General features: G+C 66.2%; 13 protein-coding genes and 1 tRNA gene. 9 read left to right on the top strand and 5 right to left on the bottom strand.

Going from position 1 to position 16507, the window contains the following annotated elements; translation table 11 throughout:
* The first annotated feature begins 90 nt into the window (after positions 1-90).
* Positions 91-1284, top strand: coding sequence for a formaldehyde dehydrogenase, glutathione-independent (gene fdhA / locus HNO52_RS20250; RefSeq protein ID WP_197566951.1), 1194 nt, complete (start codon positions 91-93; stop codon positions 1282-1284).
* A gap of 264 nt (positions 1285-1548) precedes the next feature.
* Positions 1549-1788, top strand: coding sequence for a hypothetical protein (locus tag HNO52_RS20245; RefSeq protein WP_197566950.1), 240 nt, complete (start codon positions 1549-1551; stop codon positions 1786-1788).
* A gap of 102 nt (positions 1789-1890) precedes the next feature.
* On the opposite strand, the gene gbca is transcribed toward HNO52_RS20245, so the two are convergent.
* Positions 1891-3177, bottom strand: coding sequence for a glycine betaine monooxygenase oxygenase subunit (gbca, locus tag HNO52_RS20240; RefSeq protein WP_197566949.1), 1287 nt, complete (start codon positions 3175-3177; stop codon positions 1891-1893).
* 329 nt (positions 3178-3506) lie between these two features.
* On the opposite strand from gbca, the gene gbcB reads away from it, so the two are divergent.
* Entirely contained in the window at positions 3507-4613 is a 1107-nt protein-coding gene (gene gbcB / locus HNO52_RS20235) for a glycine betaine monooxygenase reductase subunit (protein ID WP_197566948.1), read from the top strand.
* An 11-nt stretch (positions 4614-4624) separates the two neighbouring features.
* Here the strand turns inward: gbcB and HNO52_RS20230 are convergent, their stop codons facing one another.
* The gene (locus HNO52_RS20230; RefSeq protein ID WP_197566947.1) at positions 4625-5698 is read right to left on the bottom strand and encodes a substrate-binding domain-containing protein; all 1074 of its coding nucleotides are present in this window, start codon (positions 5696-5698) and stop codon (positions 4625-4627) included.
* 194 nt (positions 5699-5892) lie between these two features.
* Between HNO52_RS20230 and HNO52_RS20225 the strand changes: the two genes are divergently transcribed.
* The 6 genes from HNO52_RS20225 (at position 5893) to HNO52_RS20200 (ending at position 12865) form a co-directional block, all read left to right on the top strand.
* Positions 5893-6390, top strand: a complete 498-nt coding sequence (locus HNO52_RS20225) for a formate dehydrogenase subunit gamma (protein WP_197566946.1) — start codon at positions 5893-5895, stop codon at positions 6388-6390.
* Complete coding sequence (locus HNO52_RS20220; protein WP_197566945.1) at positions 6390-7925, top strand: formate dehydrogenase beta subunit; 1536 nt, start codon at positions 6390-6392, stop codon at positions 7923-7925. The genes HNO52_RS20225 and HNO52_RS20220 overlap by 1 nt, the downstream gene beginning before the upstream one ends.
* Before the next feature lie 17 nt (positions 7926-7942).
* Positions 7943-10843 carry a formate dehydrogenase subunit alpha gene (gene fdhF / locus HNO52_RS20215; protein ID WP_197566944.1) on the top strand — a complete coding sequence of 967 codons (2901 nt, stop codon included), beginning with the start codon at positions 7943-7945 and terminating at the stop codon, positions 10841-10843.
* Positions 10836-11660 (top strand): formate dehydrogenase accessory sulfurtransferase FdhD, encoded by an 825-nt coding sequence (fdhD, locus tag HNO52_RS20210; protein WP_197566943.1) that lies wholly within the window; start codon positions 10836-10838, stop codon positions 11658-11660. Before fdhF ends, fdhD begins: the two co-directional genes overlap by 8 nt.
* Before the next feature lie 7 nt (positions 11661-11667).
* Positions 11668-11910: a formate dehydrogenase subunit delta gene (locus HNO52_RS20205; RefSeq protein WP_197566942.1), complete on the top strand. Its 243-nt coding sequence runs from the start codon at positions 11668-11670 to the stop codon at positions 11908-11910.
* 304 nt (positions 11911-12214) lie between these two features.
* Complete coding sequence (locus HNO52_RS20200) at positions 12215-12865, top strand: L,D-transpeptidase (RefSeq protein ID WP_197566941.1); 651 nt, start codon at positions 12215-12217, stop codon at positions 12863-12865.
* 15 nt (positions 12866-12880) lie between these two features.
* Here HNO52_RS20200 and HNO52_RS20195 read toward each other — a convergent pair.
* The 3 genes from HNO52_RS20195 to selA all read right to left on the bottom strand — a co-directional run bounded on the left by HNO52_RS20195 (position 12881) and on the right by selA (position 16495).
* Positions 12881-12976: transfer RNA gene (locus HNO52_RS20195), tRNA-Sec, on the bottom strand.
* Positions 12977-13004: 28 nt separating this feature from the next.
* Entirely contained in the window at positions 13005-14933 is a 1929-nt protein-coding gene (gene selB, locus HNO52_RS20190; RefSeq protein WP_197566940.1) for a selenocysteine-specific translation elongation factor, read from the bottom strand.
* Positions 14930-16495, bottom strand: coding sequence for an L-seryl-tRNA(Sec) selenium transferase (gene selA, locus HNO52_RS20185; protein WP_232090420.1), 1566 nt, complete (start codon positions 16493-16495; stop codon positions 14930-14932). Before selA ends, selB begins: the two co-directional genes overlap by 4 nt.
* Positions 16496-16507 lie beyond the last annotated feature (12 nt).

The raw sequence follows: 16507 nt of genomic DNA, 5'->3' as shown, positions 1-16507 counted from the left end.
GTGTGGCGTAGGCTGGCTCGGTGGCGTCTCGCCATCACTCGGAACCGGGTCCAGGTCCGGTCAGCCGCATAACAACGTAAGGAGTCACCCATGAGCCAAGCCAATCGCGGAGTCGTCTACAAAGGCCCGGGTAAGGTCGACGTCGAATCCATTCCCTACCCGGAACTCGCTCTCGGCAATCGCAAATGCGACCACGGCGTGATCCTGAAGGTGGTCACTACCAACATCTGTGGCAGCGACCAGCACATGGTGCGCGGGCGCACCACCGCGCCGTCCGGCCTGGTGCTGGGCCACGAGATCACCGGCCTGGTAATCGAGTGCGGGCGCGACGTCGAATTCATCCAGCCGGGCGATCTGGTCTCGGTGCCGTTCAACATCGCTTGCGGCCGCTGCCGCAACTGCAAGGAGGGCAGGACGGGGATCTGTCTCAACGTCAATCCGGCGCGTCCCGGTGCGGCCTATGGCTATGTCGACATGGGCGGCTGGGTCGGCGGCCAGACGGAATACGTCATGGTGCCCTACGCCGACTTCAACCTGCTGAAGTTCCCGGACGCCGACCAGGCCATGGACAAGATTCGCGACCTGACCCTGCTCTCGGACATCTTCCCCACCGGCTTCCACGGCTGCGTGACGGCCGGCGTCGGGCCGGGCAGCACCGTCTACATCGCCGGGGCCGGTCCGGTGGGCCTGGCGGCGGCGGTTTCGGCGCAACTGCTGGGGGCGGCCTGCGTGATCGTCGGCGACATGGTCGAGGAGCGTCTGGCCCAGGCGCGGAGCTTCGGCTGCGAAACCATCGACCTGACCCAGGACGGCGACATGGCCGACCGGCTCGAGGCGATTATCGGCGAGCGCGAAGTCGATGCCTTCGTCGACTGCGTCGGTTTCGAGGCTCATGCCTGCGGTTGCAACCATGGCAAGGAAGCGCCCGCCACCGTACTCAACTCGGCGATGCAGATGACCCGCGCCGGCGGCCAGATCGGCATTCCGGGCCTCTACGTGACCGAAGATCCGGGTGCCGCCGACGACGCCGCCAAGCAGGGCGCGTTGAGCATGCGCTTTGGCCTGGGTTGGGCCAAATCCCACTCCTTCCATACCGGCCAGTGCCCGGTGATGAAGTATCACCGTCCGCTGATGCAGGCGATCCTGTTCGAGAAGGTCAAGATCGCCGATGCGGTCAACGTGCAGATGATCACTCTGGATCAGGCCCCGCAGGGCTACGCCGACTTCGACGGCGGTGCAGCGAAGAAATTCGTCATCGACCCCCACGACAGCGTGCCCGCATAAGGGAGAACCCGAGTTCGCCGGCGGTGCGCAGAAAGCGGTGCGGCGAGCCATTTCGGGTTATCGACCCCCACGACAGCGTGCCCGCATAAGGGAGAACCCGAGCTCGCCGACGGTGCGCAGAAAGCGGTGCGGCGAGCCATTTCGGCTATCGACCCCAAGGCAGCGTGGCCACTTGAGCGCTGGCTGGGCGGGTCTAGCTGATTCGGGGCTGGCCGGGTAATGTAGTCAGGGGACGACAGCCAACGCTAGTGAGAGGTGGAAGAGATGATGTACGCCGACTTGATCGATGCGGAGGATTTCCGTGATCGCCTGGTGGCGCTGGGCATCGACCTGCCTGCCGATGCCGATCCCGACGAGAGCGCCCGGCTGGTCGCGCAGCAGCACGCACGCAGTGCGTTGCCCGGTCTGTCGGCCCTGGTTGCCGAGCTGCAAACCCAGGCCGGCGTCATGCAGCCGGAAGTGCGCGAGGCGCTGGAGCGCCACTTGCGGCCTGCCCTCGACTAGACACGAAGCTCGAATTACCCCTTCCGAAAGTGAGCATGAACGAATCGCCCCCGGCCTAGGCCGGGGGCGATTTCATGATGCCAGAAGGGGCAAGTTGCGAATCTAGCCGCGCACCAGCTGCAGGTGGGGGGCGCTGTGGCCCAGATTCTCCTGCATGCGCTCGCTGTACCAGTCGATGAAGTCGATCACACCGAACTCGTAGGTTTCCGAGTAGGGGCCCGGCTGGTAGGCCTGGGAGTTGATGCCGCGCTGGTTCTCCTCGGCCAGGCGCTTGTCCTGGGCGTTGGTGGCGTCCCATACCCGGCGCATCTCATCGGGATTGTAGTCGACGCCTTCCACGGCATCCTTGTGCACCAGCCACTTGGTGGTCACCAGGGTTTCCTGTGGCCCCAGCGGCAGCACGCGGAACACGATGGCGTGGTCGCCCATGAAGTGGTTCCAGGAGTTGGGCAAGTGCAGGATGCGCAGCGAGCCCATGTCGGGACTGGTCAGGCGGCCCATCAGCTTGCGGCAGGCCGGCTTGCCGTCCATGGTCATGGAGACCACGCCATTCAGCAGTGGCGTGCGGGTCAGCCGGTTGCGCTTGCCGAAGCGCTTGAGCTGCCAGGCTACCTGCTGACCGTCCCAGTCGGACTGCTTCTTCGCCACAAGCTCCTTGTAGGCGGGCGTGGCGCGGGGATCGTCGGTATCGTCGAACTCCTGCAGCGAGTTCAGCAGCTCCGGGTGGGCGCCGTTGCAGTGGTAACACTCGCGATTGTTTTCGATCACCAACTTCCAGTTGGCCTGCTCGACGATGTTCGACTCCACGGCGACCTTGAGGTTGGGCATCTCGTAGGGCTCGAGATAGTGCTCCAGGGTGACCAGGAAGTCGTCGATGGCCGGCGGCTGTTCGGCCAGGCTGATGAAGATGAAACCGCCACCGGTGCATACGTGGACCGGCTTGAGGCCGTAGGCGGAAAGATCGAAATCCGTGCCCATGTCGCTACCGGCGAACAACAGGCGGCCGTCGAGTTCGTAGGTCCACTGGTGGTAGGGGCAGACCAGCTTTGCGACCTTGCCCTTGTCGCTGACGCACAGCCGCGAGCCGCGGTGGCGGCAGACGTTGTGGAAGGCATGGATCGTACCGCCGTCGCCGCGCACCAGGATCACCGGGTTGTCGCCGACCTGCAGGGTCATGTAGTTGCCCTTGGCGGGGATCTCGCAGGTCATGCCGGCGAACAGCCACTCCTTGCCGAAGATCTCCTGCATATCCAGGGCGAACAACCGGGCATCGTTATAGAAGGGCTGGGGTAGCGAGAAGTTGTGCGCGCGTTCGGCAAGCATCGCGGCAGTGGCTTGCCGCGCCGGATCCAGGGGGTCGTCCAGGGGGGCTGGGGAGAGAGTGTCCATGGAAGCTTCCTCATTGCTGGCCGCGTCGGCGGCATCGGTCGGATTGTTGGTGTCGTCCGTAGTTCGGCATTGTCATTGTGCAGGGCACCGGGGTACGAATACGGCGAGTGTGGATCAGCTGCCGGAAGCCGAGTTGTCTGCCGACGACAAGCATGGATGCAGGCGCGACGCGCAGGAGAAGAAAAGACACATTCGGTGGGAATCATGGGTATGCCCATGTCGCAGTCAGGCAAGTCGTAGCCTTGCCGCCTGGCGCAAAATTCGTTCAACGGCAGGCGGTGTTCCGCAGTCGGAGCCCTTCCAAGCTGATCAATGCCAGGCGACACGACATGACCATGAACTTTCTCAACCCCGTCACGACCCAGACCTGGACCAACGGCCGCCACCAGGTGCGATGCGTCAAGGTGATCCAGGAAACCTGGGACGTCCGCACCTTCTGCTTCATGGCCGAGCAGCCGGTACTGTTCTTTTTCAAGCCGGGGCAGTTCGTGACCCTGGAGCTGGAGATCGATGGCGAACCGATCATGCGCTCCTACACGATCTCCAGTTCGCCATCGATCCCTTACAGCTTCTCGATCTCCGTCAAGCGGGTGCCGGGCGGCAAGGTCTCCAACTGGCTGCACGACAACATGAACGTCGGCGACGAGCTGGCGGTGCACGGTCCGGTGGGCAACTTCAACTCGATCGACTTTCCCGCCGACAAGGTGCTGTTCCTCTCCGGCGGCGTGGGCATCACGCCGCTGATGTCGATGACCCGCTGGTTTTTCGACACCAACGCCAGCGTCGACGTCGAGTTCATCCATAGCGCCCGTGCTCCCCGTGACGTCATCTACCATCGCGAACTGGTGCACATGTTCTCGCGCATTCCCGAGTTCAAGCTGCATATCGTTTGCGAGAAAAAAGACGATGTCGGCGAGGCCTGGGCCGGCTATCGCGGGTATCTGACTCAGCCGATGCTGGAACTGATGGCACCCGACTTCCTGGAGCGGGAGATCTTCTGCTGCGGCCCCACGCCCTACATGAACGCGATCAAGCGCATCCTGCGCGATAACGACTTCGACATGAGCCGTTACCATGAGGAGTCCTTCGGTGCCACACCGCTGGATGTGCGCGAGGATGTGTTGGAGCTGGCTGAACAGGCCGAGGCAGAGGCCGAGGAGATCGATGTCGCCGACATGCTCAGCGTCGAGTTCTCCGGCTCGGGCAAGAGCGTACGCATTCAACCGGGCGAGACGGTACACGCCGCCGCCTCCAAGCTGGGTCTGCACATTCCCAAGGCCTGCGGTATGGGCATCTGCGGCACCTGCCGAGTTGGGCTCAAGTCCGGCCAAGTCGACATGGAGCACAACGGCGGAATCACCGACGAAGATGTCGCCGAGGGCTACATTCTCTCCTGCTGCAGCAAGCCGCTGGGTAACGTGGTGGTCGAGTACTGAGCCGACGGAGCCTAGTCGCGCTGAGCCTCCTCGAACAGCTCGTCGACGCTGCATACCTCGCCGCAGCGATTCGGCGAGTAGCCGGGCAGCTCGCCGACGGCTTGCAGGAACGGTTCGCTGCGGATCATCTCGAGCAGGTGCCTGACGCTGGGGTCGGCGAGGCTTTTGCGCTGGCAGACTAGCAGATAGTGCTCCTGGGCCAGGGGCAGGAAGGCCAGGCCGAACTGGTGCGCGGCGGCTTCGACGCCGAAGCCGACGTCGGCCATGCCGGCGGCGATGTAGGCGGCCACCGCGGAGTGTGTGTACTCCTCCAGCTCGAAGCCGGGAATTCGCTGCGACGAGAGCCCGGCGTCGCGCAGCAGGATGTCGAGCAGCGCCCGCGTGCCCGAGGCCTTCTGGCGGTTGATGAAGCGCACATCGCCGCGTGACAGATCGGCCAGGCCGGCAATGTCCTTGGGATTGCCCGGCCGCACCATGAGCCCCTGGGAGCGAGTGATGAAGCGAATGATGCAGTGGCTGCGCGGGCGCAACTGGCGGCGGTAGCCCTGCATCAGCGGGCCGCGGGTCGCCGAGGTCGGCATGTGGTAGCCGGCCACGTCGCAGGCGCCGCGATTGAGCGCGGCCAGCGCCTCCTGGGGGCTGCAGTACTGCAGGTCGAGCTGGAAGTCGTTGGCGAACCGGGGTAGCAGCGCCACCGCGTAGCCGTGGCTGGCGTGCACGCGCAGTACCGGCTCGACGCCTTCGAACAGCTGCTGCAGTTCAAGGTTGAGCTCCGAGCCCAGGCTCTCGAGCTGTGGCCCGAGCCGGGCGGCCACCCGCTGGCGTGCCCAAAGCAGCTTGTCGCCCAGCGGCGAGAGCCTGGCGCCTCGCCCCTTCTGCATCTCCACCAGCGCGACGCCAAAGAAGTCCGCCCACTTGTTGAGCAGGTTCCAGGCGTGGCGGTAAGAGATACCGGCCTCGGCGGCGGCCGCGGTCAGCTTGCCGCTGCGATGGATGCCCTGCAGCAGCCCGAAAAGCTGCGGATCCAGGCGGTTACCGGCCTCGTCGGTGAACGACCAGGCCGGTTCGATTCTAATGCGTTTCATATGCTGTGTTTTTCATATTTCGCAACGGAAGCAGGACTGCTACCTTCACAAGTACGTAAAACTACGCACGAGCAAGTGATGCTGCAGGCACTCTAACCAATATATGCACTGTAGTACATAACTAGACCGTAACCAGCAGCTTCGAACGTATCACCGCAGGAATACGCGCCATACGTTCGCTTCGAGGCCAGGCCATGCTCAACAGCACCTTCCAACCGTGGACCCCCCAACTGGTTCGGGACGAGATCGACGCCCTGAAGCACAAGCCGGGAGCCCTGCTTCCCATCCTGCATGCGATCCAGGACCGCTGCGGCCATGTTCCGCACGAGGCGGTGCCGATCATCGCCGAATCGCTGCAGCTGACGCGTGCCGAGGTGCACGGCGTGATCAGTTTCTACCATCACTTTCGCACCGCGCCGCCGGGGCGCCATGTGCTGCAGATCTGCCGTGCCGAGGCGTGCCAGGCACGCGGTTCGCGGGCGCTGGAGATGCACGCGCGGGAAGTGCTCGGCATCGACTACCATCAGACCACCGCCGATCGCGAGATAACCCTGGAGCCGGTCTACTGCCTGGGCAACTGTGCCTGCGGCCCGTCGCTGCGCATCGGCGACAGTATTCACGGCCGGGTCTCGCCCGAGAAATTCGACCGTCTGGTCGACGAGATGACCACCCAAGTGCTGGAGGTGAGCTGATGAGCGTCACGATCTTCGTGCCTCGCGAGACCACGGCGCTCGCGCTCGGCGCCGACGAGGTCGCCGCCCGCATTCAGGGGGAGGCGGCCGCACGCGGTGTCGAAGTCGAGCTGGTGCGCAACGGCTCGCGTGGACTGTTCTGGCTGGAGCCGCTGGTCGAGGTCGAGACCGCCGCGGGGCGCATCGCCTACGGGCCGGTCGAACCCGGCGACGTGGCCGGCCTGTTCGACGCCGGGCTGCTCGAAGGCAGCAACATGCCCCCCCTCTGCCAGGGGCCGACCGAGTCGATTCCCTACCTGCAGGCCCAGCAGCGTTTGACCTTCTCGCGCATCGGCGTCACCGATCCGCTCTCCATCGACGACTACTATGCCCATGACGGCTTCCGTGGTCTGCGCCGTGCTCTGGGGCGCGAGCCCCAGGCCATCGTCGACGAGGTCAAGGCCTCCGGCCTGCGCGGCCGCGGCGGGGCGGCCTTTCCCACCGGCATCAAGTGGCAGACCGTGCTCGGTGCACCGGCCGAGCAGAAATACATCGTGTGCAATGCCGACGAGGGCGACTCCGGCACCTTCGCCGATCGTCTGGTAATGGAGTGCGACCCCTACCTGCTGATCGAGGGCATGACCATCGCCGGCCTCGCCGTGGGCGCCACCCAAGGCTACGTCTACCTGCGTTCGGAATACCCGCTGGCCCATGAGATCTTCAATGAGGCGATCGCCCGCGCCGAGGCCGCCGGCTATCTCGGCGCCGACATTCTCGGCAGCGGGCGGCGCTTCGATCTCGAGGTGCGACTCGGCGCCGGCGCCTATATCTGCGGCGAGGAGACCTCGCTGCTCGAGAGCCTCGAGGGCAAACGCGGCATGGTGCGCTTCAAGCCGCCGCTGCCGGCGCTCGAGGGCCTTTTCGGCCAACCCACCGTAGTCAACAACGTGCTATCGCTGGCCGCTGTACCCTTCATCCTCAGCCGCGGGGCCACGGCCTATGCCGACTACGGCATGGGCCGCTCGCGTGGCACCCTGGCGCTGCAGCTGGCCGGCAACGTCAAGCGCGGCGGGCTGGTGGAGCTCGCCTTCGGCACCAGCCTGCGCGAGTTGATGGAGGACTTTGGCGGCGGCACCGCGAGCGAACGCCCACTGCGCGCGGTGCAGGTGGGCGGCCCGCTGTGCGCCTACCTGCCCGAAAGCCAGTGGGACCTGCCGCTCGACTACGAAGCCTTCGCCGAAGTCGGCGCGGGGGTCGGCCATGGTGGCGTGGTGATGTTCGACGACACGGTGGACATGGCCGAACAGGCGCGCTTCGCCATGGAGTTCTGCAGCGTGGAGTCCTGCGGCAAGTGCACCCCCTGCCGCATCGGCGCAGTGCGTGGCGTCGAGGTGATCGACCGCATTCGCGCGGGCGACAACCGCGAGGCCAACCTGGTGCTGCTGGGTGACCTTTGCGAGACCATGGTAGACGGCTCCCTGTGCGCCATGGGCGGCATGACGCCGTTCCCGGTACAGAGCGTGATGAAACACTTTCCCGACGACCTGCAGCGTTGAGCGGGAGGAGGTACGACATGTTGCAATACTTCGACCCCAAGCACGCCTCTCCGGAGCGCGATTACGGCACCCCGGCGCGGCTCTCCGGGACGCTCGTCAGTCTCGAGATCGACGGCACCGAGATCAGTGTGCCCGAGGGTACCTCGGTGCTGCGTGCCGCGGCCCTGGCCGACATCAACATTCCCAAGCTGTGCGCCTCTGACAATCTCGAGGCATTCGGCTCCTGCCGCCTGTGCGCGGTGCAGATCGAGGGCAAACGCGGGCTGCCGGCCTCCTGCACTACGCCGGTCGAGAACGGCATGCAGGTCACCACGCAGAATTCGCGGCTGGCCAAGCTGCGGCGCAACGTGATGGAGCTCTACATCTCCGACCACCCGCTGGACTGCCTGACCTGTCCCGCCAATGGCGACTGCGAACTGCAGGACATGGCCGGCGCGGTGGGCCTGCGCGAGGTGCGCTACGGCTTCGATGGCGAGAACCACCTGGCGGCCGAGACCGACGACTCCAATCCCTACTTCAGTTTCGACCCCAGCAAGTGCATCGTCTGCTCGCGCTGCGTGCGGGCCTGCAATGAGGTGCAGGGCACCTTCGCCCTGACCATCGAGGGGCGCGGCTTCGACTCCAAGGTCGCTGCCGGGCAGAGCGAGGCCTTCATGGACTCCGAGTGCGTCTCCTGCGGCGCCTGCGTGCAGGCCTGCCCGACCTCGACGCTGATGGAGAAATCGGTGATCGAACAGGGCCAGCCGGAGCACAGCGTGATCACCACCTGCGCCTACTGCGGCGTGGGTTGCTCGTTCAAGGCCGAGATGCAGGGCGACCGAGTGGTGCGCATGGTTCCGTACAAGGGCGGCGACGCCAACCACGGCCACTCCTGCGTCAAGGGCCGCTTTGCCTTCGGCTATGCCACCCATCCGGACCGGCTCAAGACGCCGATGATTCGCGAGTCGATCGACCAGCCCTGGCGCGAGGTGGGCTGGGAAGAAGCGATCACCTTCGCCGCCGAACGGCTCAAGGCGATCCAGGCCAAGTATGGCCGCGAGAGCATCGGCGGCATCACCTCGTCGCGCTGCACCAACGAGGAGACCTACCTGGTGCAGAAGCTGGTGCGCGCGGCCTTCCACAACAACAACACCGATACCTGTGCGCGGGTGTGTCATTCGCCCACCGGCTTCGGCCTCAAGGCGACGCTGGGCGAGTCCGCCGGCACCCAGACCTTCGACTCGGTGATGAAGGCCGATGCCATCGTGGTCATCGGCGCCAACCCCACCGACGCCCACCCGGTATTCGCCTCGCAGATGCGCAAGCGTCTGCGCCAGGGGGCCGAGCTGATCGTCGTCGACCCGCGGCGTATCGACCTGCTCAAGACGCCGCATCATCGCGGCGCCCAGCACCTCGCCCTGCGCCCCGGCACCAACGTGGCGATGGTCAACGCTCTGGCCCACGTGGTGATCAGCGAGGGGCTGGAGGATCGCGAGTTCATCGCCAAGCGCTGCGACGAGTCGGGCTACCTGGCCTGGCGCGAGTTCATCCTCGAGGAGCGCCACTCGCCGGAGAACGTCGAGGCAATCACCGGCGTGCCCGCCGAGCAGGTGCGCCGTGCCGCTCGCACCTACGCCAACGCAGCCAACGGCGCGATCTACTACGGCCTCGGCGTCACCGAGCACAGCCAGGGTTCGAGCATGGTGATGGGCATCGCCAACCTGGCCCTGGCCACCGGCAACATCGGCCGCGAAGGGGTGGGCGTCAACCCGCTGCGCGGACAGAACAACGTCCAGGGCTCCTGCGACATGGGCTCCTTCCCCCACGAGCTGCCGGGCTATCAGCACGTCGGCGATCCCGCCGTGCGCGAACGCTTCGAGGCGGCCTGGGGCGTGCCCATCGACGACGAGCCGGGGCTTCGCATCCCCAACATGTTCGATGCCGCTGTTGCTGGCGAATTCAAAGCGCTCTACGTGCAGGGCGAGGACATCGCCCAGTCCGACCCCAACACCCAGCACGTCGAGCTGGCGTTGCGCTCGCTGGAGTGCCTGATCGTGCAGGACATCTTCCTCAACGAGACGGCCAAGTTCGCCCACGTGCTGCTGCCGGGCTCCTCCTTCCTCGAGAAGGACGGCACCTTCACCAACGCCGAGCGGCGCATCAATCGGGTGCGCAAGGTGATGCCGCCGCTGGCAGGCAAGCAGGACTGGGAGGTGACTGTGGACCTGGCCAACGCGCTGGGCTACCCCATGAACTACGACCATCCGGCGCAGATCATGGACGAGATCGCCACCCTTACGCCGAGCTTCACCGGCGTCAGCTACGCCCGGCTCGACGAGCTGGGCAGCATCCAGTGGCCGTGCAACGAAGAGCACCCGCAGGGCATGCCGACCATGCACATCGAGGACTTTCCCATCGGCCTCGGCCAGTTCGCCATCACCGACTACGTGGCCAGCGAAGAGCGCTCCAACCGTCGCTTCCCGCTGCTGCTGACCACCGGGCGCATCCTCTCCCAGTACAACGTCGGCGCCCAGACCCGACGCACCGACAACCAGGCCTGGCACGACGAGGACGTGCTCGAGCTGCATCCCGCCGACGCCGAGCTGCGCGGCGTGCGCGACGGCGACTGGGTCGGCATCACCAGCCGCGCTGGCCAGACGGTGCTGCGCGCCCGGGTCAGCGACCGCATGCCGCCGGGGGTGGTCTACACTACCTTCCACCACCCGGGCAGCGGGGCCAACGTGATCACTACCGACAGCTCCGACTGGGCGACCAACTGCCCGGAGTACAAGGTAACCGCCGTGCAGGTCGAGAAGGTCAGCCAGCCGTCTGCCTGGCAGCGCCAGTTCCAGAGCTTCGACCGGCTGCAGCTCGAGCTGCTGCACGGTGGCAAGGACGCAGTGGGCAAGCAGCCCTCAACGGAGCGTGCCAATGAGTGACGACCAGAGTCGCTGCCAGGCCCCGGTTGATGTGCGCCGGGGTAGCAGCGCCGAGCGGTTGAAGGACAGCATCGCGGTGGAGACACCGGTGGCGCTGGTCTACAACGGCATTTCCCATGCCGTAATGATGGCCACGCCCGCGGAGCTGGAGGACTTCGCCCTCGGCTTCAGCTTTACCGAGGGGATCCTTGAGGCGTCCGAGGAACTCTATGGCATCGAGGTGCTGGAGGAGACCGCCGGCATCGCCGTGCACCTCGATATCGCTACCCAGCGCTTCATGGAACTCAAGCAGCGACGGCGCAGCCTGGCGGGCCGCACCGGCTGCGGCCTGTGCGGTACCGAGTCGCTGGAACAGGCAATTCGCCCGGTGGTTTCGGTGACGGCACCGCGGGTAGAAGATGCGGCCATCCAGCATGCATTGGACGCCTTGAAGTGGCATCAGCCGCTGCAGCGCGAGACCGGTGCCACCCACGGTGCCGCCTGGTGCGACCTCGACGGGCAGGTGCTGCTGGCGCGTGAGGACGTGGGTCGCCACAACGCGTTGGACAAGCTGATCGGCGCCATGCTGAAGCGTCGCTTCGACCCGCATCACGGCTTCGCGCTGGTCTCCAGCCGGGCCAGCTACGAGATGGTGCAGAAGTGCGCCAGTGCCGGCATCGGTTGCCTGGTCGCGGTATCGGCGTCCACCTCGCTTGCCATCGAGCTGGCGCGCCAGGCGGGCCTGAAGCTGGTCGGCTTCGCCCGCCCGGGGCGCCACGTCATCTATCATCAGCCGGCCGTCGAGACAGCGCCGGCAGCCCATGCCAGCGGAGGTTGATGTCACCATGAGCCGCAGTCAGCTCGATACCCTGATCCACATGGCGAACCAGATCGCCATCAACAATGCGCATTACGGCGACGCTGCCGAACGCATCCATACCCACCTGAAGAAGTTCTGGGCCCGCAGCATGAAGCATCAGATCATCGACTACCTGCGCGAGGACGGCAGCCAGCTTTCTCCCCTGGCCAGGCAGGCCATCGAGCAACTGGCACAGAGCCAAGGAGATGCTTGTCCGGCGAGTGCCTGAGCCGCTGGGATCACGTTTTTCAACGATACCAGGCGCGCCCCCTCTTTCGCCTTAAGCACCCTGTGCTATATTCGACTCATGCGTCTCATGGTCCGGCCAGTGGCCGTGCCGACGGGCCAGGGGTCCGAAGCGAAGGCCAATTCAAGAGCGCCGCAGAGCGCTCTTTCACGTCCTTGCCATGCGAAGCATCCGTCGAAGGGAGTCGTGCCACGATCATCGTAGCGCGGGCCACGGCTGGCCTGAATAAATAACCGATCGGTTCCAAGCCGACAGCCATACCTCCATACGCACGGGGCAGGGACTCATGAACAGGGCATTCTTCCAGGCTGCCGCCTTGACGGCAGGCTTCTTGACGTTCGGACCGACGGCACAGGCCAATCTTCCCGCTTCTCTCGATGGCATGCAGGCCGGCCAGCCGACGCTTTGGCAGGTGCTGGATGCTGTGGCCATGCCCGAGGGGCTGACCGCCGACGAGGTCTGGCTCAGCATTGACCTGCGCACCCGCCAGGTAAGGGTGATGCGCGGCGAGACTGTGATCACGCGCATCGAGCATCTGGCCTTCGGTGCCGGCGGCGCAGCGCCGCTGCGGGCCAAGGGCAGCTCGATGACGCCGCTGGGTGAGTTTCGCGTCGACCGCATCAACCGGGCCTCGCGCTTCGGGCTGTTCTTCGGCTTCGACTATCCCAACGCCCAGGTCGCCGAAGAAGCGCTGAACACCGGCAAGATCACCTTGCAGGAGTACTGGTACATCGAGAATTACCGCGCGCGCCATGGCCGGGCGCCGCATACCACCTCGCTGGGCGGGCTGATCGGCATTCACGGCCTGGGCAGAGGCGACCCCCTCGTTCACGAGAGTTTCGACTGGACCGAAGGCTGCGTAGCGGTCAGCAACGAGGAGATTCGCGCGCTGGACCCGTGGCTGCGGATCGGTACTAGGGTAGTGATCAACGGTTAGAAAGGCGGGTGAGGTTGGCGGAAGAGCGTGGGAGTCGAACCCACCAGGGACCGCTGGCAGCCCCTGCCAGATTTGAAGTCTGGCCGCCCCACCGGGGGTCGATCCTCTTCCGTGAGCCTTTCGTCGACAGTACTCGGGACTACTGCCACATGCCTGCTTGGCGAATCTCGCGCTCGTCGCCGATGCGGCGCGTGTAACCTACCCTATCAAAGAATTCGAGGATGTGAATGGCCAGTTTGCGGCCGGTGCCGATGCGGTCGCGAAAGGCGGCCGCGCGTATCCGGCCGTGCTGCTGTTCCAGCGCCTGCAGAATGGCGGCCATTTCGGTCACCGTCTCGGCCAGGTAGAAGTGGTCGCGGCGCACCTGGTAGAGCCGGCCCAGGCGAGCACAGGCGGTGAGGGCGGAGCGAATAAGCGCCTCGTCGAGATCCGCGGCGATGGCCAGGTCACGCACCCGCGGCGGCTGGAAGGAGGCGGCGTCGATGAACGGCTCGAGCCGCTGCCACAGCGCCTCGTCGGCCTCGCTCAGTGCCGCGCGGTGTTCGGGCAGGGCAACGAAGGGACCGTGGGCGGACAGGGCCCCGCGCTCAACCAGCGCCGCCAGTAACTCCCGGCAAACCGGCTCGGGCAATTCGGGCATGGTCTGGCGCGCTAGCCGGCCACGCTCGGTGCCAAGCATCGAAGGCTCACGTTCATGGTTGGCGGCGAGGGTGTCGAGCAGGCGCGCCTGCAGCGCGGCCAAGGCTTCCTGGGAGAAGGCGCGGCGCTGGCCCTGGGCGGTGACGACCCGGCCGCCTAGGGCCTCAATGCGCGCAGTCATCTCCGCCGCATCCGCATTGGCGTTGCGCGCCATGGCGACCAGATCGAAACCGTCGGGCCGTCGCTCCAACGCTTGGCGTAGCGGTGGATCCAGATCGAATGGTGGCCCCGCAGCCGCGCACTCGGTCAGTGCCGAGAGCCAGGCCAGGCGCTCGGGGCGGCGCTGGCCGCGGCGGGGCGGGTCGCCGTCGAGCACCACGCCGCCGCCCAGAGTGAGGCGTCCGCCGGGGTCGCGAATCACGAAGCGATCGCCCAGGCAGGCGTGCACCGGTTCGTCGAGCACCAGCTGGCCCAGCATGTTCGCTCCCGGGGCGAGCCGCTGGCCCTCGAGCAGCGAAAGCCGGCCGCTGAGCCGGGAGACGCCCAGGTGCACATGAATCGGCGCCCAGTGCTTTACCGCCGGCACGCCCTCGAGCAGGTGCAGCTGGACGTCTAGGCGTCGCAGCAGTGGCGTCTCCAGCGCTTCGGCCACGATCCAGTCGCCGCGCTGAATCGCCTCGCGGCTGATGCCCGGCCCGGCGAGGTTGAGCGCCACGCGGTCGCCCTGCTGAGCCCGTTCGCTGTCGCGGTGCTGTCGACGCAGCCCACGCACTCGCGCCTTCAGGCCGGCCGGCACCAGGCGCACTTCGTCGTTCCGGCTTACGTCGCCGGCGAAGGCCGTGCCGGTCACCACCAACCCGGTGCCGCTCTTGGTGAAGACCCGGTCGACGGCAAGACGAAAATGGCCCTGTGCCGGAGTGGCGCGCTGGGTGGCCGCCAGGGTCCATAGCCTGTCGCGCAGCGCTTCCACGCCTTCGCCGCTGTGGCTGGACGCCTCGACGATCGGCGCTCCGGCCAACGGCGTGTCGCTCAGTAGCGCGGCGATCTCCTCGCGCACCTGTCGCCGACGTATGGCGTCGACCCGGTCGATCTTGGTCAGTGCCACCAGGCCGCGATCGAGTCCCAGCAGGCTGAGAATCTGCAGATGCTCGACGGTTTGCGGCATGATGCCGTCGTCGGCGGCCACCACCAGCAGTACCGTGTCGACGCCGGCGCTGCCTGCCAGCATGTGATGCAAGAAGCGGGCATGACCGGGCACGTCGACGAAGCCGAGCTCGACGCCGCCGGCCATCTCGGGATAGGCGAAGCCGGGCTCGATGGTCAGCCCGCGCGCCTTTTCCTCTTTGAGGCGGTCGGTGTCGATGCCGGTGAGCTGCTGGATCAGGGCGGTCTTGCCATGATCGACATGGCCGGCGGTACCGACGATCAAGGCGTGCTCCCTTGCATGACGCTGATGGCGACGATGTTCTCTGCCTCGCCGGCAGCGCTCCTACCATCTATGGCCCGCTTGCTCCCGTCGCTGGCCGTATAGCGCCGCTGCAGTTCTTGCAACTGGTCCAGGAAAATTTTCTCTTCTTCCGCACCGACCAGGCAGCGCAGATCGAGATGCAGGGCGCCGTCGCTGAGCCGGCCGATGATGGGGCGGGGCAGGTCGCGCAGGGCCGCCTCGAGGCGCCGCAGGTGGTGCTCGCGCAGGCGGCGCTGGTTATCCTGGGGCCGCCATACCAGGGCCCGGCTGGGCAGACGATCGACCGGCAGCGAACCGCTGCCGAGCTGGCTCGAACATGGCTCCAGCGTCACCGTGACGTTGGCAAGCAGGTCCTGGACTTGGGGCAGCAGCCGCTCGCCGGTGGCGGCGATGTCGGCCTCCGGGCGGGTCAGCAGTGCCAGGGTGGGAATATCGTGTTGCGGAGCATCGCTGTCGCGATAGAGGCGCAGGGTGGCCTCGAGTCCAGCCAGGGTCAGCTTGTCCAGGCGCAGGGCACGCTTGAGCGGGTGGCGCTTGATGGCCTCTATCGCTGCATGGCGGCCGACGATGATGCCGGCTTGAGGGCCGCCCAGCAATTTGTCGCCGCTGAAGGTGACCACGTCGGCACCGGCGCCGATGGCGTCGGAGGGCTGCGCTTCGTAGGGTAAGTCGAGGGCGGCGAAATCGGTCAGCGCGCCGCTGCCCAGGTCAATCAGAAAGGGCAGGCCGTGGGTGTGGGCAATCTCGGCCAGGCGGGTCTCGGGAACGCTGCTGGTGAAGCCGGTAATGGCGTAATTGGAAGTGTGGGCCTTGACGATCAGTCCGGTTTGCTCGCCGATGGCTTGCTCGAAGTCGCGTGCGTGGGTGCGGTTGGTGGCGCCCACCTCGCGCAGGCGGCAGCCCGCCGCGGCCATGATGTCGGGCATGCGAAAGGCGCCGCCGATCTCGATCAGTTCGCCGCGCGATATCAGCGCCTCGCGACCGCCACCCAGAGCCCCCAGGGCCAGCAGCACGGCACCGGCATTGTTGTTGACCACGGTGGCGGCCTCGGCACCGGTCAGCTCGCACAGCAGGCTCTCGACCAGCCGATCGCGATCGCCGCGACTGCCGCTGTCGAGATCGTACTCCAGCGCCACCGGATGGCGCGCCGCTTGCGTCATGGCTTCGATGGCCGCTTCGGCGAGTGGCGAACGGCCAAGGTTGGTGTGAATGACGGTGCCGGTGAGGTTGAATACCGCGCGGCTAGCCGGCCGGGCCAACTCGGCCAAGTGACCGAGCACTAGGCGTGCCAGGTCGTTCACGTCGAGTGTGGTGGGGGAGGCCGGCTGCGCCAGGTCGCGGCGAGTCTCGTTCAGTACCTGGCGTACGGCACGCCGGGTGAGGCGATGGCCATATCGCTGGCGGGCCTCTTGCACGTCGGGATGGCCCAGCAGTGCATCCACCGCGGGCAGGCTGCGTCGAACGTCCATTGTCGTCATGTCCATGCCGGGGTCGGTCATCCCCTTCCAGTCGCGGGGATCCATCACCCTTATGGC

Origin of the sequence: Halomonas sp. MCCC 1A13316 (assembly GCF_014931605.1) — a bacterium.
In the GTDB taxonomy this organism is placed as follows: Bacteria; Pseudomonadota; Gammaproteobacteria; order Pseudomonadales; family Halomonadaceae; genus Halomonas.
Note: the sequence above shows the minus strand (reverse complement) of the source record. Positions and strands in the feature narration are given on the sequence as shown.

What these genes read in the sequence shown, in the direction of transcription:
- fdhA (WP_197566951.1), top strand. Translation starts at nt 91, where the DNA reads ATGAGCCAAGCCAATCGCGGAGTCGTCTACAAAGGCCCGGGTAAGGTC.
- HNO52_RS20245 (WP_197566950.1), top strand. Translation starts at nt 1,549, where the DNA reads ATGATGTACGCCGACTTGATCGATGCGGAGGATTTCCGTGATCGCCTG.
- gbca (WP_197566949.1), bottom strand. Translation starts at nt 3,177, where the DNA reads ATGGACACTCTCTCCCCAGCCCCCCTGGACGACCCCCTGGATCCGGCG.
- gbcB (WP_197566948.1), top strand. Translation starts at nt 3,507, where the DNA reads ATGACCATGAACTTTCTCAACCCCGTCACGACCCAGACCTGGACCAAC.
- HNO52_RS20230 (WP_197566947.1), bottom strand. Translation starts at nt 5,698, where the DNA reads ATGAAACGCATTAGAATCGAACCGGCCTGGTCGTTCACCGACGAGGCC.
- HNO52_RS20225 (WP_197566946.1), top strand. Translation starts at nt 5,893, where the DNA reads ATGCTCAACAGCACCTTCCAACCGTGGACCCCCCAACTGGTTCGGGAC.
- HNO52_RS20220 (WP_197566945.1), top strand. Translation starts at nt 6,390, where the DNA reads ATGAGCGTCACGATCTTCGTGCCTCGCGAGACCACGGCGCTCGCGCTC.
- fdhF (WP_197566944.1), top strand. Translation starts at nt 7,943, where the DNA reads ATGTTGCAATACTTCGACCCCAAGCACGCCTCTCCGGAGCGCGATTAC.
- fdhD (WP_197566943.1), top strand. Translation starts at nt 10,836, where the DNA reads ATGAGTGACGACCAGAGTCGCTGCCAGGCCCCGGTTGATGTGCGCCGG.
- HNO52_RS20205 (WP_197566942.1), top strand. Translation starts at nt 11,668, where the DNA reads ATGAGCCGCAGTCAGCTCGATACCCTGATCCACATGGCGAACCAGATC.
- HNO52_RS20200 (WP_197566941.1), top strand. Translation starts at nt 12,215, where the DNA reads ATGAACAGGGCATTCTTCCAGGCTGCCGCCTTGACGGCAGGCTTCTTG.
- selA (WP_232090420.1), bottom strand. Translation starts at nt 16,495, where the DNA reads ATGGATCCCCGCGACTGGAAGGGGATGACCGACCCCGGCATGGACATG.